This is a genomic window from Sphingomonas palmae, assembly GCF_900109565.1.
In the GTDB taxonomy this organism is placed as follows: domain Bacteria; phylum Pseudomonadota; class Alphaproteobacteria; order Sphingomonadales; family Sphingomonadaceae; genus Sphingomonas; species Sphingomonas palmae.
In genome coordinates this window covers 86,922-112,351 of sequence record NZ_FNZZ01000008.1, presented here as the reverse complement: position 1 = coordinate 112,351, position 25,430 = coordinate 86,922, and the positions used below count along the sequence as shown (strand labels likewise).

The 25,430-nt window shown below is 67.0% G+C and carries 20 protein-coding genes and 1 pseudogene; 9 read left to right on the top strand and 12 right to left on the bottom strand.

The window, feature by feature from the left end:
* A pseudogene (locus BMW51_RS15395) lies at window positions 1–446 on the top strand (integrase); the annotation flags it as partial.
* 163 nt (window positions 447–609) lie between these two features.
* On the opposite strand, the gene BMW51_RS15390 reads toward BMW51_RS15395, so the two are convergent.
* The 6 genes from BMW51_RS15390 to BMW51_RS15365 form a co-directional block, all read right to left on the bottom strand.
* Window positions 610–747 (bottom strand): entericidin A/B family lipoprotein, encoded by a 138-nt coding sequence (locus tag BMW51_RS15390; RefSeq protein ID WP_093008036.1) that lies wholly within the window; start codon window positions 745–747, stop codon window positions 610–612.
* A gap of 101 nt (window positions 748–848) precedes the next feature.
* Window positions 849–1,745 carry a hypothetical protein gene (locus BMW51_RS15385; protein WP_245708584.1) on the bottom strand — a complete coding sequence of 299 codons (897 nt, stop codon included), beginning with the start codon at window positions 1,743–1,745 and terminating at the stop codon, window positions 849–851.
* A 2-nt stretch (window positions 1,746–1,747) separates the two neighbouring features.
* A complete protein-coding gene (locus BMW51_RS15380) occupies window positions 1,748–1,966 on the bottom strand; it encodes a hypothetical protein (RefSeq protein WP_093008034.1) in 219 nt (72 codons plus the stop codon).
* Window positions 1,963–3,465: a PAS domain S-box protein gene (locus tag BMW51_RS15375; protein ID WP_093008032.1), complete on the bottom strand. Its 1,503-nt coding sequence runs from the start codon at window positions 3,463–3,465 to the stop codon at window positions 1,963–1,965. The genes BMW51_RS15380 and BMW51_RS15375 overlap by 4 nt, the downstream gene beginning before the upstream one ends.
* Window positions 3,466–3,469: 4 nt before the next feature.
* A complete protein-coding gene (locus tag BMW51_RS15370) occupies window positions 3,470–3,925 on the bottom strand; it encodes a CsbD family protein (protein WP_093008030.1) in 456 nt (151 codons plus the stop codon).
* A gap of 455 nt (window positions 3,926–4,380) precedes the next feature.
* Window positions 4,381–4,758, bottom strand: coding sequence for a winged helix-turn-helix transcriptional regulator (locus BMW51_RS15365; protein ID WP_093008028.1), 378 nt, complete (start codon window positions 4,756–4,758; stop codon window positions 4,381–4,383).
* Between the two features lie 81 nt (window positions 4,759–4,839).
* Here BMW51_RS15365 and BMW51_RS15360 point away from each other — a divergent pair, with 81 nt between their 5' ends.
* Both BMW51_RS15360 and BMW51_RS15355 read left to right on the top strand, forming a co-directional pair.
* Window positions 4,840–5,571 (top strand): SDR family NAD(P)-dependent oxidoreductase, encoded by a 732-nt coding sequence (locus tag BMW51_RS15360; protein ID WP_093008055.1) that lies wholly within the window; start codon window positions 4,840–4,842, stop codon window positions 5,569–5,571.
* A 31-nt stretch (window positions 5,572–5,602) separates the two neighbouring features.
* Window positions 5,603–6,931 carry an MFS transporter gene (locus BMW51_RS15355; protein ID WP_245708583.1) on the top strand — a complete coding sequence of 443 codons (1,329 nt, stop codon included), beginning with the start codon at window positions 5,603–5,605 and terminating at the stop codon, window positions 6,929–6,931.
* Here BMW51_RS15355 and BMW51_RS15350 read toward each other — a convergent pair.
* On the bottom strand, window positions 6,892–9,183 hold the full coding sequence (locus tag BMW51_RS15350; protein ID WP_093008026.1) for a glycoside hydrolase family 3 N-terminal domain-containing protein: 2,292 nt from the start codon (window positions 9,181–9,183) through the stop codon (window positions 6,892–6,894). The two genes, BMW51_RS15355 and BMW51_RS15350, sit on opposite strands and share 40 nt — an antisense overlap.
* A gap of 145 nt (window positions 9,184–9,328) precedes the next feature.
* On the opposite strand from BMW51_RS15350, the gene BMW51_RS15345 reads away from it, so the two are divergent.
* The 4 genes from BMW51_RS15345 to BMW51_RS15330 are packed head-to-tail and all read left to right on the top strand — an operon-like array spanning window position 9,329 to window position 18,001.
* Entirely contained in the window at window positions 9,329–10,369 is a 1,041-nt protein-coding gene (locus BMW51_RS15345; protein WP_093008024.1) for a LacI family DNA-binding transcriptional regulator, read from the top strand.
* Window positions 10,366–13,461, top strand: a complete 3,096-nt coding sequence (locus tag BMW51_RS15340; protein ID WP_245708582.1) for a TonB-dependent receptor — start codon at window positions 10,366–10,368, stop codon at window positions 13,459–13,461. Before BMW51_RS15345 ends, BMW51_RS15340 begins: the two co-directional genes overlap by 4 nt.
* 59 nt (window positions 13,462–13,520) lie before the next feature.
* On the top strand, window positions 13,521–14,945 hold the full coding sequence (locus tag BMW51_RS15335) for a glucoamylase family protein (RefSeq protein WP_093008022.1): 1,425 nt from the start codon (window positions 13,521–13,523) through the stop codon (window positions 14,943–14,945).
* Window positions 14,942–18,001, top strand: coding sequence for a discoidin domain-containing protein (locus BMW51_RS15330; protein ID WP_245708581.1), 3,060 nt, complete (start codon window positions 14,942–14,944; stop codon window positions 17,999–18,001). Before BMW51_RS15335 ends, BMW51_RS15330 begins: the two co-directional genes overlap by 4 nt.
* 602 nt (window positions 18,002–18,603) lie before the next feature.
* Here the strand turns inward: BMW51_RS15330 and BMW51_RS15325 are convergent.
* Together BMW51_RS15325 and parA are read right to left on the bottom strand one after the other, a co-directional pair.
* Window positions 18,604–18,909 (bottom strand): ribbon-helix-helix domain-containing protein, encoded by a 306-nt coding sequence (locus BMW51_RS15325; protein ID WP_093008018.1) that lies wholly within the window; start codon window positions 18,907–18,909, stop codon window positions 18,604–18,606.
* Complete coding sequence (gene parA / locus BMW51_RS15320; RefSeq protein WP_093008016.1) at window positions 18,906–19,559, bottom strand: ParA family partition ATPase; 654 nt, start codon at window positions 19,557–19,559, stop codon at window positions 18,906–18,908. Before parA ends, BMW51_RS15325 begins: the two co-directional genes overlap by 4 nt.
* A 1,261-nt stretch (window positions 19,560–20,820) precedes the next feature.
* Between parA and BMW51_RS15310 the strand changes: the two genes are divergently transcribed.
* Window positions 20,821–21,981, top strand: a complete 1,161-nt coding sequence (locus BMW51_RS15310; protein WP_093008012.1) for a glycosyltransferase — start codon at window positions 20,821–20,823, stop codon at window positions 21,979–21,981.
* 86 nt (window positions 21,982–22,067) lie between these two features.
* On the opposite strand, the gene BMW51_RS15305 is transcribed toward BMW51_RS15310, so the two are convergent.
* The 3 genes from BMW51_RS15305 to BMW51_RS15295 form a co-directional block, all read right to left on the bottom strand.
* Window positions 22,068–22,316, bottom strand: a complete 249-nt coding sequence (locus BMW51_RS15305; RefSeq protein ID WP_093008010.1) for a hypothetical protein — start codon at window positions 22,314–22,316, stop codon at window positions 22,068–22,070.
* Between the two features lie 226 nt (window positions 22,317–22,542).
* Window positions 22,543–23,439, bottom strand: coding sequence for a helix-turn-helix domain-containing protein (locus tag BMW51_RS15300; RefSeq protein WP_093008008.1), 897 nt, complete (start codon window positions 23,437–23,439; stop codon window positions 22,543–22,545).
* 404 nt (window positions 23,440–23,843) lie between these two features.
* The gene (locus BMW51_RS15295) at window positions 23,844–24,881 is read right to left on the bottom strand and encodes a replication initiator protein A (RefSeq protein ID WP_245708580.1); all 1,038 of its coding nucleotides are present in this window, start codon (window positions 24,879–24,881) and stop codon (window positions 23,844–23,846) included.
* Here BMW51_RS15295 and BMW51_RS15965 point away from each other — a divergent pair.
* Window positions 24,880–25,413, top strand: a complete 534-nt coding sequence (locus tag BMW51_RS15965) for a hypothetical protein (protein ID WP_143051908.1) — start codon at window positions 24,880–24,882, stop codon at window positions 25,411–25,413. The two genes, BMW51_RS15295 and BMW51_RS15965, sit on opposite strands and share 2 nt — an antisense overlap.
* Window positions 25,414–25,430 lie beyond the last annotated feature (17 nt).

Sequence of the window (25,430 nt, the reverse complement as noted above, 5' to 3'; positions counted from 1 at the left end):
CGCCGCGTCGCCGCGCGCCGAGGCTGCGATCACCGAGGGCGTGCTGTTCCGCCGCGTCGGCGTCGACCGACGTCGGCAGCGGTCGAAGGAGTTCGCCGATCCGCACTGGGGTGACGAGGACGCGGAGGGCGCAGCGCTGCTGGTGACCTACACGATCGAGACCATGCTGCTGACCCGGCAAGGAGTAACCGGCATCTACCGTCGTATCGCGCGCGCGGCCGCCAATGCCGGGCTGGTTGACCTGCCCGCGGGCGAACTCGATCAGGCGATCGCGGCGCTATCCACACACTCGCTGCGGGTCGGGCTGACGCAGGACCTGTTCGCGGCGGGCGAAGACGGTGCGGGAATTGCGCTGGTCGTCACCGTCGACGGCGCTGCGTTACGGACGGCGATTGCAGGCGCAGAGCGGTGTTGCGGCTCGCGTATTATCACACGTGCGGGGATGAACGTCCTGCTCCAGCGCTCGCACGCCGCATGACATATGAAAACGCGCCCGGACGCGGGTTCGAGCAGGTGAACAGGCATCCGGGCGCGATCCCACCGTGCAGGCGGGGACCCGCGAGAGGGGGAGAACGGGGGTGCTTGCACCTCCCGCGCGGTGGAATGGTGTTACTTGCCGTCCTTGCCCGAGGCGCCCGAGACGGCGTCGCCGGCCGACTTCAGGTCGCGGCCCGCGCCGTTGACGGTGTTGCACGCGGCGAGCGCCAGCATTGCGGTCAGTCCGGTTGCTAGGATGATCTTCTTCATGGGAAATCTCCTTGGATAAGGTGCGACGGGGTCAGTACGCCGCCCCACCAACGCCTTTAACAAAGGTGCGACGGGGCCGGTACGCGCCCCGTCGCGGGCACTCAGCGCAGGCGGCGACGCGTCGCCGTCGTGGCGCCAAAGGCGGCTGCACCGGCGCCGACCAGCAGCGCGAGCACGAGGATAAACGAGGTCTTCGACGCCGCGCCCGCGGCAGCATCAGCGGCCTTCTTGGCGGTCTGGATCGCCTCGTTCTTGGTCTGGACGAAGCGCTGCTTGGCCTGCGTCACCTGCGCCTGCGCCTCGGGGCGGCTGATCTTGCGCTGTGCAGCGACGATGTCGACGATGCGGTTCTCGGCACGCTGGCCGTCGGCCCCGCCGCGGGCGAGCGCGGGCAGTTCCTTCGCGACTTCCTTCTGCGCCTGCTCGGGCGTCATCTGCGCCGGGTCATTGGGCGCGTCGGAGAGGTAGTCGGACGCTTCCTGGCGCACGTCGTTCTGGTCGATGCCCGCGACCGAGGCCGCCTGCGGCGCGACGCGTGCCGCGGCGCCGACGGTCGAACCCGCCGCGCCCGCGACGCTGCCGACGGTGCGGAACGCGCCACCGATGATCCCGCCGACCGCGGAGGTGAGCAGATAGATCGTCAGGATCAGCGTCACGCCCCAGACGACCATGCCGTGGACCAAAGCATCGAAGCGGTCGGTCACGCCCGACACGCGCGCGGCGGTATAGCCGCCTGCACCCAGCGCGATCACGGTGGTGATCAGCCAGTAGATGCCCGCACCGATGCCGAAGCCTGCCGCGCCCGGCGTCGTACCCTCGGTCGGATCGACCATCGACAGCCCGATGCCGGTGCCGAGGATGCCGAGCACCACCTGCACCGCGATCGCGATCACGACGCCGGCGAAGATCGCGCCCCAGGACACGCGCGCGAACCGCGCGGTGAGCGCGGTGTCGGTCGCGACGTAATCGTCCCGAACCCCCGTTACATTGGTCGCCATATTCACTCCTGTTCTTGTTTCGGATTGTTGGTGTCGGTGTCGCGCGCGTCGGTCTTCGGCGCCTCGGCGTCCTGCTGCTTCGCGGCGTCGCGTTGCTCACTGCGCCCGTCGCGCACGGCTTGGTCGTCGCCGAGCAGCTTGCCGATCGCCTCCTGCGCGGCGCCCTTGGCCTCGCGCACCGGAGCGGATTTCTCGCGTTTGTCGGGTGTGTCGTCGCTCACGCGTTCGCCTCCGCTAGCAGCCGTTCGCCGTCGAACCCGCGCGCGCGTGCCCAGGCGGCCGCGGCGGTGCGGCGGTTGACGCCGATCTTGGCGTAGATGCGCGCGACGTGGTTGCGCACGGTGTTGCCCGACACACCGAGCGCACGCGCGATGCTCTTGTCGTCCAGCCCGCGGCAGATCAGCGCCAGCACCTCGCGCTCGCGCGGAGTCAGGTCGTCGAGCGAGGCGCCGCGCTCATCGGGCATCGGCGCGCGCAGCCGCGCGAGCTTGTCCATAATCGAACGGCTGAACCAGCTGGTATCCTTCATCACCGCCTCGATCGCCTCGACCAGTTCGAGTTCGGTCGCCTTGCGCTGCGTGATGTCCTGGAATGCCCACAGCAGGCACTCGTCGCCGTTCAAAGTGAACGCCTCGGTTGAGACGAGGCAGTCGATATGCCCGCCCTCGCGCGTCGCGATCCCCGCCTCGTGACCGCGCAAGCCATTGCCTTCCTCGATCGCGCGCTCGATCTCGCGGCCGGTGTCCTTGCCCGCCCACAGTCCGACCTCGCTCAGCGAGCGGCCGATGATCGCGGAAGCGGCATAGCCGGTCAGCTGGGTGAAGCTGGCGTTGATCTCGCACAGCAGATGCCCGTCGCGCGCACCGATCGCCATTGCGACCGGCGCCATCTGGAACGTGCGCGTGAAGCGCTCCTCGCTGTGGCGCAGCGCCTCCTCCGCCTGTCGCCGGGGCTCGAGATCGGCGAAGGTGAACAGCATGCACGGTTGATCGTTGAGCTCGATCGGCTGCCCGGCGACGATCACCAGCTTGTTGCCGCCCTCCGCCAGGTCGAGCCGCGCCTCCATCTGCGGGATCGTCGTGCCTTCGGCCAGCCGCGCCTTGGCGAGATCGCGGCGGTCGGCGTCGCGCAGCACGTCGATGTCGTAGACGGTGCGGCTGAGCACATGGTCGCGCGCGAAGCCGGTCATCTCGAGGAAGCCGTCATTCACCTTGACGAAGCGCAGGTCGGACAGGCGACAGATCACCGCGGGTGCGGGATTGGCGTTGAACGACTGCTCGAACCGGTCCTCCGCCTCGTACTGCGCGGTCACGTCCTGGATCACGAGCACGACGCAGGTCGGCGCGTCCTCGTCGCGGTCGTTCAGCACCAGGCTGCGCACCTGATGGACCCAGCGCGGCTCCTCCTCGCCCGCGACCGTGACCTCGACCACCACCTCGGAGAAGCTGTCGCCCGCCACCACGCGCTCGATCGGGTAATCGTCGGCCGCGACACGGCGATTGTTGCGGTAGCGCAGCTGGAAACGCCGGCGGTAATCGTCGACGTCGTGCCCCAGCTCCTCGAGCGCGGACACGCCGTGCATCTTCAGCGCCGCGTCGTTCGCCCACAGCAACGTCTGGTCGGGATCGATCAGGATCACGCCCTCGTCGAGCCCTGCGATGATCTGGCGCAGGTGGCGCAGATCGGCGGTCTCGCGCAGGGAAGTCAGTGACGAGGCCATGCGTTCAGGCGCGATCGCCGTGGATCAGCCAGCCGAGCAGGTATCCACCGATGCCGGCGCCGACTGCCGCGAGTACCGCCCAGGATGCGGGATTGTCCGACACCGCGGCGTTCGCCTTGCGGGTGCCGCGCGCGGCCGCGTCGTCGGCACGATCGGCGAGGTCGCGGGCGCGCTCGGTTGCGCGGTCGGCAACGTCGCGAGCGCGGTCGCCGGCTGCGTCGCCCAGCCGCTCGCGCGCCTTGTCGAACCGCTCCTTCGCCTCGTCGACGAAGCCGGGTGCGGCGTCGATCGCGTCCTCGGCAACCGAGCGCGCGCGGCCGTAGAGGTTCTCCGCACCGCCCGCCACCTGATCGACGACCCCGTCGACCTGCCACTCGCGACTGTTGACTGCGTCGCCGACCGCCTTCTCGACCTTGCCGCCCAGATAACGCGCACCGCCGTGCAGTTCGTTCTTGTTCATGCCTGTTCCTCCACCGGGCGAGCGCACGCACCACGTCCCGCACGCGGACACGAGCCACGTCGCGGCGAGCGGGCAGGGATAGGGGCGTGCGTCACCATCAATTCCGTTACGGCTACGCAACACAGCCGCTTCGGACGCATCAACCTATGTTATCAATTTTGGTTGCTGGTAATTTGCTACGGCAGGATTGGTGTTGTTCTACTATGGGGTCGCAGCGGAGAGCAGCGTGCGACGCGCCAGATTGCTGTCCCGAAGCGTCAACCTACCAGTAGCGACGCACCAATGGGCCAGCGGCAACCAGTAGATTGGTCGCGATGACACCATGCCTGAGCCGGACAAATTCGGCCGCAGTCGCACCGCAGCAGAGGGGTGTCATTTCTACTTAGCGCTTACACGCAAATCGGTCGATAATACATCTTATGTAAAATGACGTCCCAGCAGGACGGAAGGCTGCGTTACGCGGTGTCGCCATCGCTGTCGGGTGCAAACGCCGCTTCATGCTTCAGCGCCCAGGAGCAAAGCGCCTCGAATGGCTCGCGCAGTGAATGGCCGAGCGGCGTGATCGTGTAGCGGACGCCGATCGGGGTGGTCGGGATCACCGTGCGCGTGACCAATCCGTCCCGTTCCAGCCGCTTCAACGCGTCGGCCAACGACTTGTGGGTGATCCCGTCCAGTCGCCGCTTGATCTCGTTGAAGCGCGCGGGCTCGGGGCAGAGTACCGTCAGGATCATGATCGTCCATTTGTCCGCGATCTTGTCGAGCACAGGCCGGATGCGGGGTACGTTCATCAGCGCCTGACAGGACAGCGCGTGGAGGTCGGTATCGTCGGCCATATCTAGGCTAATCCAGGTGCATTCTTGTTGGCAGATATGCTTCGTATATCTGGTTTGCCGTCGCCAGTGAAAGGACGAATGATGGCAAGGATGACGGGCAAGGTCGCATTGGTGGTTGGCGGCGCGAAGGGGATCGGCTTCGCGATCGCGCGCCGGCTGTCGCAGGAAGGTGCGACGGTGTTGCTGACCGGGCGCCGCGCGGGTGAAGTCGCCGCAGCGGCTGAGCGTATCGGAGCATCGGTGCAGGGCATCGCGGCGGACGCGGCCTCCCCGGCCGACCTCGCGCGCATAGTGGCGGAGGCCAGGCGTCTGCACGGCCGGATCGACCTGCTGGTCCTGAACGCCGGCTTGTCCGAGCCGGCGACGATCGCGGAGGAAACGGCGGAGCATTTCGACCGCCACTTCGACGTCAACGTGCGCGGCGCGCTGTTCGCGGTTCAGGCGGCGGTGCCCGCGATGAACAACGGCGCGTCGATCGTCCTCATCGGCTCAATCGCCGATGTCATGGGGGTGTCGCCCTATAGCACCTATGCGGCGACCAAGGCGGCGCTGCGATCCTACGCCCGCAGCTGGGCGGCCGAGCTCGCGCCTCAGGGTATCCGCGTCAACGTGGTGTCGCCGGGGCCGACCGACACCGACATGATGGCCGGGGTGCCCGAGGAAATGCGTCAGGCGCTGATCGCTCCTATTCCCTTGGGGCGCATGGCGCGCGTCGACGAGGTAGCCGCGGCTGCCGCCTTTCTCCTCAGCGATGAGGCCAGCTTCGTGACCGGCGCCGAGCTGTGCGTCGACGGCGGGATGCGGCAGGTCTGAGGCCGGGTCAGCACACGCCCTTGGCATCGCCGTGCCGGTGACCGATGAAGCGGCGGTGACACCGCGCGAGCATCCCCGACAGTCGACGCTGGCGCTGTTCGGCTCGGGCGATTTTGCGTTCAATCTCTACTGGCAGGCGATCAACCTCTACCTGCTGTTCTTCTACATCGACGCACTGCAGCTGCCGCCCGCGGTCGCGGGTACGGTGTTCATGGTCGGCACCGTATGGGACGGCGCGGCGGATTTCTGCGCAGGCGCGGTCGCGGAGCGAACGGCGGTCGCGTACCGCCGGCTGGTCGGCCTCGGCGCGGTGCCGCTGGGGCTGGCGTTCGTCGCGATGTTCGCGGTGCCGGCGGGGCACGCGCTGTTGGCGCTGGCGGCGCAGATCGTGTTCCGCACGCTCTACGCCTTCACCAACATCCCCTACGCCGCCTGGACGACGCGCGTGGCGGCAACGAGCGAGGCGCGCGCGACGATCGCGGGGTGGCGGATGGGGTTCGGTGCGGCCGCGGGCGCGCTGGTCGCGTTCGCGCTGCCGGCGCTGGTCGCCACGGCAGGCAGCTACGCCGCGGCCGCGGCGGTGCTGGCGCTCGCCGGTACGCCGCTGCTGCTCGTGATCGCGTGGCGCGTGCCCGAGACGCGCGCGGAAACGGGCGCTCCCACCCCGCCCGCGACGCTCCACGCACTGGCGCTGCTCGTGCGCAACCGGTTCTTCATCGCGCTCAATCTCGCGGCTGCGCTGGGCGGTGCCGCGGCCGCGGTGATGGGACAGTCGGTGCTCTACTTCTTCCGCTACGTGCTGGACGACGCCGAGGGAGGCCCGCGCGCGCTGACCGCGATGGCGCTGGTCAGCGTCGTCGCGGTGCCGGCGTGGACGTGGGTGGCGCGGCATTGCGGCGCGCGCGAAGCGTGGCTCGTCGCGGGCACGCTCGCGCTCGTGCCACCTGTCGTGCTGGCGCTGGCGGCACCGGGCAGCATCGCTACCGCAGCCTTCCTCTTGGCGATGCAGGCGGCGTTCGCGGGCGTGTGGCTGGCAGCGTGGACGCTCTTGCCCGACGCGGTCGACTGGGGGGCGGCCAAGAACGGCGAGCGGGTCGAGGCGCTGGCGTTCGGCACCTTCGCGCTGGCGCAGAAGGTCGCGCTGGCGCTCGCCGGCTTCGCAATCGGCGCGGTGTATCAATATGCGGGTTTCCGCAGCGGCGCGCCGCAGGGGCCGGACGCGAGCGCCGCGATCCGCTGGCTGATGCTCGCCGGCCCCGCCGTGCTGGTCGCGGCGATGCTGGCGGCGGTGGTCGCCATCCCGCACCGCCGTGATGCAAGTCAGGCGAGCACGAACTCGCCCGACACGCCGTCCGCCTGAGCCGAGGGGGCGATCCACACGCGGAAGCGCCCGGGCTCAACCACGGGCTTGAGGTCCTGTCCGACGAACAGCAGGTCGGCGCGGCGCAGCGTGAAGCTGACCTGCTTCGCCTCGCCGGGTGCGAGCGAGACGCGCTGGAACGCCTTCAGCAACCGGACCGGCTGAGTGATGCTGGCGGTCACGTCGTGGACGTAGAGCTGCACCACCTCCTCGGCCGCGCGCGCGCCCGAATTGCGGATCGTCGCGCGTGCGACGAGCGGCGTGTCCGCGCTCATCCGCGCCGACCCCAGATCGAGCGCGGCATAGTCGATCGTGCCGTAGGTCAGCCCGTGCCCGAACGCGAAGCGCGCCTGATTGGGAAACTCGCGGTAATGCGCCTTATACTCGGCGAGTGGTCCCGGCGGGTTGGGACGCCCGGTGCTCTTGTGATCGTAATGGTACGGCTCCTGCCCGGTCGCGTAGGGGAAGGACACCGGCAGCCTGGCCGACGGGCCGACACGCCCGAACAGCACGTCGGCGATCGCGGGGCCGTCGCGCGAACCCAGGAACCAGGTGACGAGGATCGCCGACGCGCCCAGCACCGGTTCGGTGAGCGCCAGCGCGCGGCCGGTGCGCAGCAGCACGACGACCGGCTTGCCCGTCGCCGCGACCGCCTGGGCGAGTGCGACTTGGGCTGCCGGCACCACCACGTCGACGCGCGACTGCGCCTCGCCGGACATGCGCTGGCTCTCGCCGATCGCGAGCACGACGACGTCGGCCGCGCGCGCCGCGACGACCGCGGCATCAATCCCGCCGGGTAGCGCGTCGTCGATGCCGCTGCCCGCGGTGACGCTAACCGAGGCGGCATCGCGCACGATCGCGCGCACGCCCATCTCGAGATCGACCGCCTCGGCGTCGGTGCCGTAGACGTTCCACGGCCCGATCAGATCGTGCTGCCCACCCGCGAACGGGCCGATTAGCGCGATCTTCTTGCCCGTCGTCGGCAGCGGCAGGACGCCATCGTTCTTGAGCATCACGATCGAGCGCGCGCCCGCTTCCTGCGCGAGCGCGAGCGTCGCGGGCGTGCGGACGCGGGCCTTCTCGCGCTTGGAATCGATGCGGCGGAAAGGATCGTCGAATAGCCCGAGCTGTACCTTGAGCGCCAGCACGCGGCGCACCGCCTGGTCGAGCCGCGCCATCGGTACCTCGCCCGCGGCGACGAGACCCGGCAGATGCTTGATGTAGAAGGCGCTCTGCATGCTCATGTCGACGCCTGCCATGAAGGCGAGCCTGGTCGCCTCGCGCGCGTCCGCGGCGAAGCCGTGCGCGATCAGCTCCTCGTCGCCGGTATAATCGGACACGACCAGCCCGTCGAAACCCCATTCGCGGCGCAGAACCTCGGTCAACAGCCACTCGTTGGCGGTCGCGGGGACGCCGGCGATCTCGTTGAACGAGGCCATCGTCGTCGGCGCCCCCGCGGCAAACGCGCTCTCGAACGGCGGGAAATAGACCTCGCGCAGCGTCCGCTCGGACACGTCGACGCTGTTGTAGTCGAGGCCCCCCTCGCCCGCGCCGTAGGCGGCGAAATGCTTGGCGCAGGCGGCGACCGCGTCGGGCGCGGCGAGCCCGCGGTCGCCCTGGAACCCGCGCACGCGCGCGGCCGCCATCACCCGGCCGAGCAGCACGTCCTCGCCCGCGCCCTCCACACCCCGGCCCCAGCGCGCGTCGCGCGCGACATCGACCATCGGTGCGAAGGTCCAGTCGATCCCCGATGCGGCCGCCTCCGCGCCCGCCGCGCGCGCGGTACGGCGCGCGAGCTCGGGATCGAAGCTGGCGGCCTCGGCGAGCGGCACGGGAAAGACGGTGCGTAAGCCATGAATCACGTCGGCCGCGAAGATCAGCGGGATCTTCAGCCGCGCCTCGCGCATCGCGACCGTCTGCATCCGCCTGGCCATCACCGCGCCGTTGCCGTTGAACACGCCGCCCAGCCGCCCGGCGCGGACCTCCGCCAATTGCCCCTCGAAGCTCGACGCCGCGCCCGCGGGGTTGAGCGCGGTCGCAGCACCTCCGGCCCAGGCCGCGGCCATCAACGTCACCTGCCCCGCCTTTTCCTCGACCGTCATCTGCGCAATCAGCGCCTCGACCGCGGGTGGCAGCGTCGTCGTCCTGGCGGCCGCCTGCGCCAGCAGCGCGCGCGCCGGGCTCGCCGCCCAGGCCGCGGCCATACCGACCCCCATCAGCACCGTGCGCCTCGGCATCGTCGCCATCGTCATTCGTTCTTCCTCACCCAAGGTCTCGCGTCATCGCCGCGCACCCAGCTTTAAACAAGGTTGTTGAACCGTCCGTGTGATCGATGTAACCGGTTACAGCAAGGGTTGGATGAGCCGGAAGCTCGCCGCTCGTTGGAGGGGATGCAGCTTGAGCGGTGCGCCGAACACGAATGCCACGATCCGCGACGTCGCGCGCGAAGCCGGCGTGTCGGTCGCGTCGGTATCGCGCGCGCTGAACGGTCTGGGCACCGTTCGTCCCGAGATGCGCCGCCATGTCGAGGAGGTCGCCGCACGGCTCGGCTACGTGCCGCACGCGGGCGCGCGCAACCTCAGCCTCGCGCGCTCGGGCGCGATCGGCGTGGTGCTGCCCGACCTGCACGGCGAATTCTATTCCGAGCTGCTGCGCGGCATGGACGGCGAGGCGCGGGTGCGCGGGCTGCACCTGATGCTGATGGTGATGCACGACGATGCGACCCGCGGCGTCGCGGCGCTCCAGTCGATGCGCGGTCGCGTAGACGGACTGGTGCTGATGGCGCCGCACCTGCCCGCCGATGAACTGCTGCCTCACCTGCCCACCGGCATGCCCGTCGTGCTGCTCAATTGCGCCGCTGACGCGCGCGCGTCGCTCAGGATCGACAACGCCGCGGGCGCGGAGGCGATGGTCGATCACCTGATCGCGAGCGGGCGCCGCGCGATTGTCCATGTCGCGGGTCCAGCCGGTAACGTCGATGCCGAGGAGCGCCTGCGCGGCGCACGGACCGCGTGCGCGCGCGCCGGTATCGAGTTGCGCGTCCTGCCCGGCGACTTCGACCAGGGATCAGGCACGCGCGCGGTCGCGACACTGCTGACCAAGGGCGTGGCGTTCGACGCGATCTTCGCTGCCAACGACATGATGGCGATCGGCGCGATGATGGCACTGCGCGAGGCGGGCGTTGCGGTCCCCGAGCGGGTCGCAATCGCCGGGTTCGACGACATTCCGCTCGCCGCCTTGATCTCGCCCGCGCTCACCACCTTGAGCATCGACATCGCCGATTTCGGGGGCAGCGCGGTTGCGCGGCTCGCCCAGGTCATCGCCGGCGACGATGACGGCGCGTCCGAACGGCGCGTGCCCGTCCTCGTCGCGCGCCAATCCACCAGTTCGATAATCAACACGATCCCGGCAGACCGGGCACACAGGGAAGAAGCATGAACAAGACGATGTTGCGCGCCGCCTTTGCCGCGGCGACCGCGCTGGCTGGCGGCGCGGTGATGGTGCCCACGACCGCGAGCGCGCAGGTGGGTCAGGCATCTTTACGCGGTACGATCACCGCGCCGGCCGACAATCCGGTGGTGGAGGTAAGCGCGGTCGAGGTTGCGACCGGCATCCGCCGCACCGTGCCCGCCGGCGCCGACGGCAGCTACAATTTCGCCTCCTTGCGCGCAGGCACCTACAAGTTGGAGATCCGGCAGAAGAACGGCGTGCGCCAGTCGGACGCCTTCACGCTGCGCGTCGGCCAGACCGCCGGGCTCGACCTCGACCTGAGCACTGCTCCTACGGCGCCCGCCACCCCGGCCGAGCCCGAAGCGGGTGGCGCGACCGGCACCGAGCCCGCGGGCACGCCCTCGACCGGCGCGGAGACCGCGGGCGACGGCGACATCATCGTGACCGGCAGCCGCATCCGCTCGTTGTCGGGCGGACAGGTCGGCATCAACATCACGCCGCGGCTGATCGAGCAGCTGCCGCAGAACAACCGCAACTTCCTCGCCTTCGCCGATCTCGCACCCGGTGTCCGTTTCCTCGAGGATGCGAGCGGCAATTCGCGCATCCAGGGCGGTGCGCAGGACAGCCGCACCGTCAACGTGTTCATCGACGGCGTCAGCCAGAAGGATTACGTGCTCAAAAGCGGTATTACCGGCCAGGACAGCTCGCAGGGCAACCCGTTTCCGCAGCTCGCGATCGGCGAGTATCAGGTGCTGTCGTCGAACTACAAGGCGGAGTTCGACCAGGTCAGCTCGGTCGCGATCACCGCGATTACCAAGTCGGGCACCAACGAGTTCCACGGCGAGGGCTTCTTCGACTACACCGACCAGTCCCTGCGCGATCGCCGCCCGAGCGAAATCTTTCCGACGCTGATCGACAAGGTCGAGACGACGCAGAAGCAGTTCGGCGGGGCGCTCGGCGGGCCGATCATCAAGGACAAGATGCATTTCTTCGCCAGCTACGAAGGCAAGCGGCTGAGCAACCCGTACGACGTGCGCCCGGGCAACGGCCTGTCGACCTCGCTGCTGCCGTCGCAATACCAGGACAATTTCGGCACCTTCTCCAACTCGTTCAAGGAAGACCTGTACTTCGGCAAGATCGACATCGTGCCGACCGACCGCGACCTGATCGAGCTATCGGGCAAGTACCGCGACGAGAGCGGGTTGCAGAACGGCACCGGCATCCTCGCGCCGTCGGGCGCGACGCTCAACAAGGTCGAGGACATCCGCGCCCTGCTGCGTTGGCAGCACACCGCCGATAACTGGATCAACGACGCGCGCGTATCCTACGAGGACGCGTCGTGGAGCCCGCAGCCCGCGGTCAACGGCAATGCGACGCTGTTCCAGGCGACGCAGCGCTCGACCGGCGCGAACGGCGCGGTGTCGACCGTGCGCACCGACCTGCTGCAATTCGGCGCCGGCACCAATTTCCAGGACAAGGGGCAGAAGGGCTGGACCGTCCAGGACGACTTCACCTGGACCGGCTTCGAAGGTCACACGATCAAGGTCGGCTTCAAGACCAAGTTCGTGAAGCTGCGCTCATTGCAGCAGAACCTCACCAACCCGCTCTACACCTACGACGTCAACGCGTTCAGCCAGACCGGCTTCAACGACACGCAGCCCTATCGCCTGCAATTCGGCGCGGTGGGCGCATCGGGCAACGCGCTGATCCAGTCAAACAACTTCCAGCTCGGCCTCTACGCGCAGGACGACTGGGACGTGACCGACCGTCTGACGCTCAACCTCGGTTTGCGCTGGGATTACGAGCGGACGCCTAGCTACCTCGATTATCAGACGCCGGCGGAGATCGTGAACGCGGTGTCGGCCGCCAACTACCCCAATCTCGCGAACGCGAACTACTCGATCAGCGACTACATCTCGACCGGGCGTGAGCGGAAGGCGTTCACCGGCGCGTTCCAGCCGCGGCTGGGCTTCACCTACCGCTTCGACGAGGCGGGTCGCTTCTCGATGTTCGGTGGCTACGGCCGCTCGTACGACCGCAACCAGTTCGACTTCCTCCAGCAGGAGCTCTCGCAGGGCGCGTTCCAGACGCGGACGTTCAACTTCATCGGCAACGATTCGCTGAACCCGTGCGACCCGGTCGCCAACCCGACCACCTGCATCCAGTGGAACCCGGCCTACCTGACCGCCGAAGGACGCCAGAGCCTGCTCAACACCGCGGTCGGCGGTGGGCGCGAGCTGATCTTCATGAACAACGACCTGAAGGTGCCGTACTCGGACCAGTTTAGCTTAGGCCTGCGCGGGCGCTTCGCCGCGCTCGAGCTCGAGGTCGGCTACACCCACATCCAGAGCCGCGACGGCTTCGCCTTCCTGCTCGGCAATCGCCGCCCCGACGGGTCGTTCTTCTTCAACAATCCCGCCGATCCGACCGACGTGCCGCAGAACCCGTGGAGCTTCACGCCGAACGGCTACGGCAACCTGATTCTGGGCACCAACGGGCTCAAGACCAACTCGGACGCGGCCTATTTCAAGCTGACCAAGCCCTATACGGCGGCCTCACCGTGGAGCATCGACGCGACCTACACCTATACCCAGGCAGAGGAGAACCGGCAGTTCGGCGAGGTCTACTCGCTCGATTACGCCTCACTCGACGATTACCCGACATTGCGCTCCTCGGGTGTGCCGCGGCACCGGTTCGTGACGGCGGGCAGCGTCGACCTGCCGATCGGCGTCACGCTGTCGGGCAAGTTCCAGATTGAATCGCCGGCGTATCAGAAGGCGTTCCTCGACCTGTCGCAGCCGTTCGAGCGCATCATCGTCGGCAGCCTGACCGAGGGTAACGGCGACCGCTGGGGTCGGCGCCAGCTCGACCTCGCGGTGACCAAGTACATCCCTATCGGCTTCGTCAACGACCAGGCGCGCGTGCGGCTGCGATTGGACGTCATCAACGTGATGAACGACCGCAACTACGTCGATTTCGACAACAGCCCGCTGAGCAGTACCTTCCGCCAGCAGGTCGGTTACTCGGTAGGCGGCAATCCGCCGCGCACGGTGAAGCTGTCGGCAGGCTTCTCCTTCTGACGCCAGCGCGGGGCAGCGACGTGCCGCTGCCTCGCGTGTTTATTCGAGTGAGACAGGATATGATCGATCGCAGGCAGATGCTGGGCGGGGGAGCGCTCGGCTTCGCTGCGATGAGCACTGGGGTGCTGGGCGGGTGCGCGACGCTTCCCGCCTCAACCGCTACACCCGCGTCCGACGTGCTGGTGCGTGACCTGCAGCAGCGCACGTTTCGCTATTTCTGGGACACGACCGACCCCGCGACCGGCCTCGCGCCTGATCGCTGGCCCACGCCCTCCTTCGCCTCAATCGCGGCGGTCGGATTCGCGCTGACCGCCTACCCGATCGGCGTCGCGAACGGCTGGATCAAGCGCGAGCAGGCGCGCGACCGCACGCTCGCCACGCTGCGCTTCTTCGCGCGCGCGCCGCAGGGACCAGCAGCGACAGGCACTGCCGGGCACCACGGGCTGTTCTACCATTTCCTCGACATGGCACGCGGGCACCGTTTCGGCCGCACCGAATTGTCGACGATCGACACTGCATTGCTGATGGGCGGCGTGCTGTTCGCGCAATCGTGGTTCGACCGCGAAGACGCGCCCGAGGCGGAGATCCGCCGGCTCGCCGACCAACTCTACCGCGCGGTCGAGTGGACGTGGATCACGCCGCGCAAACCCTTCCTGTCGATGGGCTGGCATCCCGAGAGCGGGTTCATCACCAGCGACTGGAACATCTACAACGAGGGGCTGCTGCTCTACGTGCTGGCGCTCGGCTCGCCGACGCACGCGCTGCCGCCCGCGACCTGGACCGCGTGGAGCGACCGCTTCGACGCGCAATGGGGCAACGCTCACGGCGGTGAGCCGCACCTGCAATTCCCGCCGCTGTTCATCCACCAGTACAGCCATTGCTTCATCGATTTCCGCGGCATCCGCGACGCCTACATGGCGCGGCGCGGCATCGATTATTTCGAGAACAGCCGGCGCGCGGTGCGTGCACAGCGCGATTACGCGATCGCCAATCCGGGCGATTGGGCGGGCTACGGCGCCGACGTCTGGGGGTTGACCGCGTGCGACGGGCCGGGCGACTTCACCCGTACGATCGACGGGCGGCAGCGCGAGTTCTTCAGCTATTCCGCGCGCGGTCCCGGTGACCGCGACGACGGTACGATCGCGCCGACCGCGGCCGCGGCGTCGATCGCGTTCGAGCCCGAGCTCGCGACCCGCGCGGTTCAGGCGATGCACGCGCGCTACGGCCGCGGCATCTACACGCGCTACGGTTTCCTCGACTCCTTCAACCCGACGCTGACCGACGCTGCGGCGCCATTGAAGCACGGTCGTGTCGTCCCCGGCGTCGGCTGGGTCGACGGCGATTATCTCGGGATCGATCAGGGGCCCATCCTGATCGGGATCGAGAACGCGCGCACCGGGCTCGTCTGGCAGACGCTCAGGCGCAACCCGCACATCCGCCGCGGACTGGAGCGCGCGGGCTTCACCGGGGGCTGGCTGGCGTGATCGCGGCCGCGCTGCTCGCGACCGCAGCGGTCGTTGCCGCGCCAGCGCCGGTGCGGGTGCTTGACCGCTTCGACAGCGTGGCGGCTTGGCAGTCCTCGGCGTCGGATGGCGTCACTGCGCGCGTGTCGGCGGACGCGGGCGCGCTCCGGCTAGATTATGATTTCGCGCGCGTTTCCGGCTACGCGGTTGCGCGGCGACCGCTCGTAATCGACTGGCCGGCGAATTTCGTGCTCACCTTGCGTGTGCGCGGGACGGCCAACGTCACCGATCTGCAGATCAAGTTCAGCGACGCCAGCGGCTACAATGTCTGGTGGGTCCCCTACCCCAGTTTCCGCCCCTCTGCTGAGTGGCAGACGCTCCGCATCCGCCCGCGCGACGTCGAGTTCGCCTGGGGGCCGAGCGCGGACAAGGCGCTGCGCCGCACCGCCGCGGTCGAGGTCGTTGTGGTGCGCGGGCGCGACGGCGGGGCGGGGCACGTCGAGGTCGACGACCTCCAACTCCAGCTGCTGCTGCCCCCTGCCCCGCCGGCCGCACCCGTCGCCAGCGACCGGCGCGCATTGGACGGCCGGCAGGGCACCGCGGCCGATCTCGCGCGTCCGCTGGTGATCGACCTAGGCGCGGTGCGCGAGATCGGCGGGCTGACGCTTCACTGGGGTAAGCGTTACGCCGCGCGCTACCGTGTCGACACGTCGGACGATCGACGTGTCTGGCGTACGATCCGCCGCGTCGACCAGGGCGATGGCGGCGACGATCCGCTCCCGCTACCCGGCACCGAGACGCGCTACCTGCGCCTGACCGCGGACAAGGGCGCCAAGGTCGAGCTGGCCGAGGTCGAGGTGATGCCGCGCGCATGGTCCGCGACCCCCAACGCCACGATCGCCGCACTCGCCAGGGCCGCCCCGCGCGGCGCCTACCCGCGCGGCTTCACCGAGCAGAGCTACTGGACGCTCGTCGCCAGCGATGGCGGCGCGGTGTCGGGGTTGATCGGCGAGGACGGCGCGATCGAGGTGGCGAAGGGCGCCTTCTCGATCGAACCCTTCGTGGTCGACGGCGCGCGCACGGTCGGCTGGGCCGACGTGCGCGCGACCCAGCGGCTCGAGGACGGCTATCTCCCGCTGCCGCACGTCGCCTGGGCGGGCGACGGCTGGACGCTCGACACCGCGCTCGTCGCCGACCAGGCGACGCTGCGGCTGCTCGCGCGCTACCGCCTGACCAACACCGGCACGAGCCCGCGAACGCTGACGCTCGCGCTCGCGGTGCGCCCGTTCCAGGTCAATCCGCCGGCGCAGTTCCTCAGTCAACAGGGCGGCGTCAGCCCTATCGAACGGATCGCGTGGAACGGGTCAGCGCTGGCGGTAACGAGTGCGCCCGCGATCGCCGGCGACGCCGCGGTCACGCGCCGCGTCACCCCCCTCACCCGCCCCGACGCGGTCGTCGCGCGGCCCTTCGATCAAGGCGCGCTCGCTACCCCCGCCGCGGCGACGGGGACCGCATCGGTCACCGACCCCGCGCTGCTCGCCAGCGGCACGATGCGCTGGACGGTGACGCTGGCGCCGGGGGCGAGCGCCGACGTGCCGCTCGCAATCGACGACGCGGCCCCCGCCGACCGCACCGCGTTCGACCGGGCGATTACGCAGACGGCAGCTTATTGGCGCAACACACTGGGTAACGTCACCATCACCGTGCCGCCCGCGAAACAGGCGGTCGCCGACACGATCCGCACCGCGCTCGCGCACGTGCTGATGAGCCGCGATGGCGCGGCGTTCAAACCCGGCACGCGCTCCTACGACCGCAGCTGGATCCGCGACGGCGCGATGATGGGTGACACTTTGCTGCGGCTCGGCCACGCAGCGCCCGTGCGCGCCTTCGCCGACTGGTACGGGACCAAGCTGTTCGACAACGGTAAGGTGCCGTGCTGCGTCGACGCGCGCGGGCCCGATCCGGTCCCCGAGAACGACAGCCAGGGCGAGTATATCCACCTCGTCACCCAGCTCTACCGCTACACCGGCGACCGCGCGGCGTTGCAGCGCAACTGGCCGCGGCTCGATGCCGCGCGCCGCTACATGGAGGCGCAGCGCCAGTCGGAGCGAACGCCCGCCAACCTGACGCCCGAGCGCCGGATGCTTTACGGCCTGCTCCCGCCCTCGATCAGCCACGAGGGCTATTCGGCCAAGCCGCAGTACAGCCTCTGGGACGATTTCTGGGGGCTCACGGGCTACAAGGACGCCGCCTATGCGGCGCGCGTGCTCGGGCGGGCCGAGGCAGGCACAATCGCGGCACAGCGCGATCAGTTCGCGGGCGACATCCACGCCGCGATCGATGCGGCCGCCCGGCACTGGCGCATCGACTACATCCCCGGCGCGACCAGCATGGGTGATTTCGACGCCACCTCGACGACAATGGCGCTCGACCCCGCGGGCGAGCAGGACCGGCTGAACCCGCAGCTGCTGCGCCGCACCTTCGAGCGGCAGTACGACCGCGTCATGACGCGCGGTGCCCCCGGTGCCACCTGGAGCGACTACACGCCCTACGAACTGCGCAACGTCTCCGCGTTGGTCAGGCTGGGGGAAGGTGGGCACGCGAACGACCTGCTCGACGCCTATATGGCCGACCGCCGCCCGGCCGCGTGGAACGGCTGGGCCGAAGTGGTCGGGCGACGCCCACGCGAAATCCGCTTCATCGGCGACATGCCGCACGCCTGGGTCGCATCCGACTTCATCCGCTCCGCACTCGACCTATTCGCCTACGAGGACGTTGGCAGAGACAAATTGGTCCTAGCGGCCGGGCTGACACCCGACTGGCTGGCGGGACCGGGCGTCGAGGTGCGCAGCCTGCGCACCCGCTACGGCACGGTGAACCTGCGCATGCGCGCTGACGCGGGTGGGCTGGTTGCGACCATCTCCGGCGACGCCGCGCCACCCGGCGGGTTCGTTCTGACGTGGCCGCTTGCAGGCAAGCCGGGCGCCGCGACAGTCAACGGGCGGCGCCTTGTGGCATGTGATGGTGTGGTGCACCTACTCGCCGGCACGTCGACGATTGTATGGCCGGTATCCTGAACACCACCAACCTCGGGATACAGGGAAAACTACTGCACCTCCATGATGACAGCCGGGCAACGCTCCAGACGGCTAGCGGGAGTGACCAGCTGAACGATCACCCTCTCACGCCCAACCGATGATGATCGACTTGCGTGTGGTCCCCGCGCGCTTGCGGAAAGATATAGTTAATGTCGGAGCCGCAGTTGTCAGGACATAGTCGCGTTAGGCTGTAAGATCCGCAGTGTGGCATCAGTCGAAGTCATGGTGTTTGCGAAATATCCACCCGCTGCAGCGGGCCGGTGATGCCGCAGAAGACGCACGATTGGTGTCAATGGTATTGACAAATTTGATCGTACGCTAGTGGGCAGCATGGTCTTCTTACGTTTGGCACGCAATTTACACCGCAGGCTCGAAGGCGCCAACTATCAGAAACATGTAAGTCCCGGTCTGTAGCTACGCTTTGCAATATGGCATCCTACCCGGACCATGGCGATTATGATCTCTAATGGTGCGATGCTGAGCCTTACTGCGAAGGCAGCTTTCGACGCTTTGGTGCTTATTCCTCATATATCAGCGTGTAGATATGTCGACACGTAGACTAGCCACGTGCAACTACAACGTCAGTCACCTATCGGGCTTTCACCGTATTTACGCAGCACGTCGTTGAACGCCTCAGCCATCAACGCCTGGAGGCTGCGGCCCTGACGTCTCGCAAGGGTGTGCATCGCAAAGGACATCTCAGGGCTGAAAAAGCCGGCGACCTGCTTGCGTCCTTCTCGACTGGCGACACGCGGCATCGTGTCCCTTACCCTTGCACCTTCTGTGCTCGCCCCCGACGGTTTGTCCGGCATGACAGGCTCGGGCGTGCGCGTGGGTGCTGGTGTTGCGGCGGTACGCAGATTGGCGAAGCTGGGTTTGCGGCTCACGCGATAACTCCCTTACATTTCCGCGTCTTCATGTCTAGTTGTCGACATGTCCAGTCGTAGAACTGCCAGATATCAGACGCAGCGCGGCCGTTGGGTTCGGTTTCTATCACGCTTTTCCCCTCCGCGCTTGCATGTCGATAGGCGGCGCGATCGGGGATGATCACCGGACATGCGGGCGAGCCATATACTGCCACCAGTTCGCCTGCTTCGGCATAGACGCGCGGCGCATTAGGTGCGCCAGCGGTAAAGACGACGAAGGCTGGCTTCTTTAGCAATTGAACCAGCTTGGCGGTGGTCTGGATCGCTGACAGGTCAAAGGCACTAGGACGGCACGGGATCAGCACCAGGTCGGCGATCTCGACTGCCGCGCGTGCGGCACTGTCGGCATGTGGAGGCGTGTCGATCACAATCAGCTCGGCCCCCTGCCCTGCCGCTGCCGCCACCTTGGCTGCCAAGCGCGGTGGTGGGCTGTCGATGACCTCGGGCGGTGAGTCGTGGCGCCACGATGCCCACTGACTAGCGGTCGCTTGTGGGTCGGTGTCCACGATCAACGCCACGCGTCCGGCTTCGTGCGCGGCCGCGGCGAGATGAATGGCGAGCGTGGTCTTCCCCGCTCCACCCTTTTGACTAATGATCGCAACTGTCGGCATGACGTCATTTCTACATGTCTCCATGTAGACAGGTCAACAGGTGAACAAGTCAACAGATTGACACCATCGGTACGTTGCAGTGCAACCGTGCTGAGCGCAGAAGAATATGGGCAAAGAGATGCAAATGACGGCTTCGGTGGAACGCGGCGTCCAGGCGGTGATGCTCGTGTTCGTTACGTGTGCACTGTCAGGGTGCGTTGCGGTCGCGGCAATCCCCGCCGTGGCTGGTGGACTCGCTGCGAAGAAGGCGGGCGATTACGCCGCCACGACGCGCGTCAAGCGCCGCGGGCAAACGGAGCCCCCGTTAGACGCCGCACCTGCGCGCTCTACGTCGGGCCCGAAACGCGCTGTGGCAGCGTCGGCCACACCAGTAATTGCCCCGTTGCAGCTATCTCCTTCGCCATCAACCGGGGTCGTGCCACTGCCGGAGGACACGCGAGCGATGCGAGCGGGTGTCATCTACGCCGGCGAACTGCCTCGCCCTGTTGCCACCTCGCATTCCACGCAACCCGTGCCCGCCGCGTTGCCTCTGACCAGTTGGGCCGACATTGGGCATTATGCCGCTGCGCAAACCACCGTGCCGACCAACAGTGTCCTCCTGCTACGTGGCAGCAGCAGCGACACACCATCATGGGTGCCATGTTCCGACAAGCCGCGAGCGATGCTCGTCCGGCTCGAAACTGCGATGAGCAGCACTGGCGATCGCTGGACATTCGTACCCAGCGCGCTGTTGTGGCTGGACGCGTTCCAGACATTGGAGTTCCCGGTGATCTTTACCGCAGAAGCTCCCACGAAGACGCATACGGCGATCGAGGCAGCGTTCCGTGCGGCAAACTTGTCAAAGCTGCTTCAACTCGGTGGACTGAAACTAGGGCTTAGCTCGACCGCGATGCCCGCTGAACGCGCATCGATCGCGTCCCGGTACTGCATCGTCACCATCGTAGGCCGAGACGCTAGCGACTTCCCGAATGCGGCGTTGCCGGAGACTAGTCCGCCTGCATTGCGTCGAATCTGGGGTTCTGGCTGGTTCCGGATCGGAACTCAGAGGTAGAGGTGTCGACACTTTGACATACCGACAGAATGATCAGGTGGTCATCAGCTACACGCGCGACGAGGCCAGTCCGATGTCACCGATGTCACCGCGGTAATCACTGATGCGTCATCCTGTCGATATGGAGACTTGTCGACATGTTGGAACGTCTTATTGTAGGCTTCTCGCTCAAGCAGGTACCATCATCGCCTTGCCAACCCCGTCGCCCTCATGATCCAGCGGCAGAAGCCCTTCGGTTTCACTGTCCAGCACGCCGCCCCTGCACTCTCGATTGTGGCGCCGGCGTATAATGAGCGCGAGAATATTCGCCCGCTGGTCCACGCGATCGCGCATGCGATGGGGGAGATGACGTGGGAGCTGATCATCGTTGATGACGACAGTCCAGACGGCACCGCACGCGAGATTGCGGCCCTAGCGGGTGAGGGGGCGCCGGTGCGTTGCATCCGCCGCGTCGGGCGGCGCGGGCTCGCTTCCGCGGTGGTCGAGGGCGTGCTTGCCGCGACAAGTGAGCTGATCGCGGTGATCGACGCCGATCTGCAGCACGACGAGACGCGGCTGCCTGTTATGCTCGATCTGCTCAAAACGACTGACGTCGACCTCGTCATTGGTAGCCGCCACGTCGCGGGCGGCGGGGTAGGGGAGTGGAACCAGCATCGGCAACGCATGAGCCGGGTCGCCACCTGGATCGCGCACCGGCTAGCTGGCGTGCGCGTCAGCGATCCGATGAGCGGCTTCTTCGCGGTGCGCCAATCGGTGGTCGAGGCCACAATCTACGATTTGTCGCAGCAGGGCTACAAGATCTTGCTCGATATCCTGACCGCCTCGCAGCGGCCGCTGAAGGTGGCGGAGGTCGGCTACGTCTTTCGCGAACGCCACGCCGGTACCAGCAAGCTCGATGTCGTCGTACTGATCGAATATGCCTTTCTGCTGATCGACAAGCTGACGCGCGGGCTGATCCCGCCCCGCTTCGTGCTATTCTGCGCAATCGGTGGGCTCGGACTCATGTGTCATATCGCAGTGCTCGACGTCGCGATCGGGCAGGGGGTGTCGTTTCTGCGCGCGCAGGGGATCGCGACCCTCTGCGCGATGGCGTTCAACTACGTGCTAAACAACGCGATTACCTACCGCTCGGCGCGGTTGAAGGGCGTACGGTTCGTGCTCGGCTATTTGGTATTCAGCGCGGTGTGCAGCTTGGGGGCGCTCGCTAACATCTCGGTCGCTAATCTGACGCTCAACGAAATGGGAAGCTGGCCGCTCGCGGGGATCGCGGGGGCGCTGATGAGTTCGGTGTTTAACTTCGGGGTCGCGACGCATTTCGTCTGGCGACCGCGCCGGCCACGGCGTTGCGCGACCGTGCTGCTCCGCGAATAGGGAACGGCACAGTCAATCCGTCCGGCGGATACGACGCCGGGCAGACCGAGCCTTCCCCGTCGCGACCGACGGGGAAGGGGAGCAGCTCAGTTGCTGTCCGAGTCGTTGTCGTCGTCAGCAATGATGATGATGCCGACGATCACCGCAGCTGCAGCCACGATCGCGATGATCAGGCCGCTGCCGCCCGCTGCGATCTCGCTCTTGCCTGTCGAAGGAGTCGCAGCGCGGACCGACTTCGTCACCGAGAGCGACGAGGCAGGGTTTGTGGGCGCAGCAGCGACCGGAGCGGCGATTAGTGCCGATGCGGCCACGGCCGCGAAATACTTGCTGAACATGATAAGACTCCCGACTTTTCGAATTTGTTGTCGTAGCCGCGTTGCAGCAAAAAGTCGAGGCGACTAGTCGTTCATCTCACGTGTTTGGTCGCAATTGACGAATGATTGGTGGGATGCGCTGCCAGTTGCGGCAGGCGCCTCTCGCACACACAAATTCGCTGCCGACGTCGCTAGGCCAATGGGATCGGCCATGACCTAATTGCTGCTAATAGGAAGTAACATGGGATCATTGTCCGGCGATGTCAGTCTTCGCTGCACGGTGGGTTAGATAATTGGGTAAGGAGTTACGAACCATCGTGAGACTCGCGCCCGGTGATGGATCGTCATATGTGGCGCGGCTTGCCGCCTCGCGTGCGTCGATCCCGGCGCCAAGTCTCGCGAGCATCCGCCCCAGCGGGCCATCGAGCGTCGCCAGCGCCAGTTCGCGGCACGACAGCGTCTGCCGAATGACTGCCTGTTCGCGCGCGCGTTCGGCTACGTGCTCTTCTGTGTCGACGGGCAGGGGTGCTGGGCGCAGCCAGCGCGGCAGGTGCTGGAGCAGTCGATCAGGCAGCATCAGGCGATAGGCATTCGACGTTTGCGCGATCCGCGGTCCCGCGCCCTGGGCACGCAGCCGCATGAAGCGGCGCTGGCGCACGAGAAAACCGATTTCCTCTAGCAGCTTCAACCCCCGCGCGACGGTCGCGCGACCCAGCCCCGTAACGCGTGCGAGATGGTCGTAGCTTGGATAGACGCGTCCGCGATTGAGCCGTGCGAGTGCAAGCAATTCCTCCAGCACGCGCACCGTGCCCGCGCTCAATCGCGCGACCAGCCGCTCGGACGCGGTGAGCGCGCGGTCGCCGCGGCGCTCGATGCGACGGAGCATCCGCGCGGCATCGAGCGCGCGCCGTGCGGCCCGCAGCACGCGATCGGTTTCGCCCGTGGCGGGGGCGGCGAAGAACGCCTCCTCGAACGTTCCCGCCTCGCGGCTGCCGGGCAGCACCGGCTGTCGCAGCACCGCGGCCGCTGGCTCCGCATCCACCGAACAGGTGAAGCGGCCAGTGTCCTGCGGCAGCGCGCCTGCGCGTCGTCCGATCCGCGCGAGCGCCAGCGCGCCCGCCTCGCCGAGCGTATAAGCCGTCATCGTCCATCCCTCCTTGAGGGCTGAAACCAGGGTCAAAAAAGGGCGTGGCGCGAGACGCGCATCCTTGAACCGGAGAGGTTTCGACGGTATCTGGAAGGGGCATGTGAATGACCCCGGATCGACGTTTGGCGACGTCGTTCCATCAACCTTTCGGGATGCCCGGCCTTCGTGCCGGGCTTTCCTTTATGTGGTCACAGCCGCTTTCCTACTCGTGCCGGCATCAGCGCCGGTCCTGCGCATGGTGTCGCAAGAAAAACCCAACAAAGAAAGCGGCTACGGTTCGTGCTTTCGAGTAGGAAATGCGGAAAAGTGGCTGCCAGAACCCCAATCGGCTGCAGTCAATTCGTGCTTTCGAGTAGAATAACTTCGAAAAGTTCGTGCTATCGAGTAGAAATTGACCGACTTTACTCGGGCAGGTCTCGCGCCGATTCGCGCGGTGCCGTACCTAGTGATTCGGCCGCCACGTCGATCTGCTCGCCAGTCGTTTCACTCATCTCTTCGCCGGTCGGTTCCGGCCGGTAGCTAATGACGACGCGCGCGGGTGCGGCGCGGCGTCCGCGGCGCTGGATGCCCTCAGCAGCGTCGGTCGTCGAGGCAGCGGCTTCGTCCTCGATCAGCTCGATCGCGTAATCGGGGATCGTATCCGACCCGGCGATCCCGCGCATCGCGGCGCGAAAGTTTGACAACGGGTTCTGGTACCCAATCTGGAGCCGAAAGGTCGCGAGATCGATCTCCATCCGCCCGTCCTCGCAGGTCGAGCGCGCGACTTCGTAGATGCGCCGTTCGATCGGTCCGAGCTGGAAATAGGTTGCGGCGTAGTTGAGCACCTGCCGGTCGCGCAAGATCGCGCGAAACAGCCAATCGCACAGTCGTACCTTGACCGCCTTTAACCGGCGCTCGCCGGTCTTGGTCTTGGAATAATGCAGCCGCGCCTCGGACAGCCATGAGAAGAAGCCTTCCTCGCCTTCGCCGCCCGCCTCGATGTTGGTCTTGATCTGCGTGCCCTGCAGCCGCTCGAGTGCCTCCGACAAGCGCTGGTACGAGCGCGCCGAGTGGTTCGAGCCGGTGACCGAGAAGAGGTCGTGCGCGGTGAAGATGAAATCCTGTGCGACATCCTCGCCCGCCTCCAGCTTCGCCGCCATCAGGCTGGCGATGTAGAGCACGATCTCCTTGTCGTAGATCGTCGCGACGCCGTTCGCCGACGGGCGCACCTCGATCGAGACGGTCGCGTGCTCGTAGCTCAGTGGCTTCATCCACGCGTTCTTGCTGAGCGCAAAGAACGGAAACGCCATCAGCGACCGCTCACCGCGGATCTCGCCGTATAGCGGGCTGTCGAGCTGGAACAGGTCACGCTGCGACAGGCCTTTCCCGTCGCGCTTGCGCGCAGGCGCCGGCGTGCGGGCGAGGAGGGCAGTGGACGGCTTGGCGGGTACCTGGGTCATGCCGGATATTTCCTACTCGAAAGCACGAACTTTGGGGAGGGCGAAGGCGTATGCGCGGGAAGAAGCACCTGCGAGCGCGTGCGAGTTCGTGCTTTCGAGTAGAAAATGCGTGCGTCAAAGCGGCTTCGTTATCGTGCCATCTTCTGCAATGGATGCTTGGCTCGGCGTACTGCCGGAAGTGAGGAGTAGACGGGTGAGAAGTTTGGTATCTGCAGTGCTGCTGCTACTGTGCGGATGCACCTCTTCAGAAGTTGGGGTAGCGAGGATTCAGGACAGTGCGGATGCGCAAGCTACGTGGCTGACCAACATGCCGGTGGAGCAGGTCGCCACCTGTCTGGGGCGCGCCTATGGGACAGCACCGCAGCAATCCGGGCAAAATTGGTCGGTCAACGACACCACATCCGCGACGGTCTATCGCATCGCTCCTCTTTCCGACCCACTCAATCGCTACTCCACCCGAATCGATCAGATCGGCCAGACTGCTTCCGAACGACCTATCCGCGTATCAGACTGCGTAGTGGCCGTAGAATAGACACGTAGCCGCAATGA